The sequence below is a fragment of the Roseibium sp. RKSG952 genome (genome assembly GCF_009711355.1).
The window spans coordinates 1-359 of record NZ_SMMF01000203.1 but is presented as its reverse complement, the minus strand read 5'-3'; the positions used below and the strand labels follow the sequence as shown (position 1 = coordinate 359).

Here is a 359-nt window from a genome sequence, read left to right as displayed (position 1 = left end):
CAAGCCTCTACTCCTGAGCACTGGCATGATAACGATTAGCTTTCTGGCGTCGCTCGAGGAACTACGTGCAGGGGTATATGTCGGCAACTATTCCGCCCGAACGCGGGAGATGGTTCGGGAACAAGTGGGGGCCTGGTCGGAAAGTGGCGATGCAGCAATGATCTTGCAAGCGCCCGCCGACCAGGGCTATGAATTCAAAACGGCGGGTACCAACCCCAGGATGCCGATGGATTTTGATGGTGTGAAGCTCGTGCGTTTTTATCCCGAAAGGCAGTTCTGACTGGCTCAAGAAAGCCGGTGCGTTCTTTGACAAAGCAATTCTGTTGAGGGATCAATGGGTTCTGGAAAGAGTGTTCCCC

1 protein-coding gene is annotated in these 359 nt (G+C 54.0%); it reads left to right on the top strand.

All coding sequences use genetic code 11. From position 1 onward, the window contains the following. A partial coding sequence (cas2e, locus tag E1297_RS00495) for a type I-E CRISPR-associated endoribonuclease Cas2e (RefSeq protein ID WP_209015525.1) occupies positions 1 to 280 on the top strand: 280 nt, incomplete at its 5' end. Between the last annotated feature and the right edge of the window lie 79 nt (positions 281 to 359).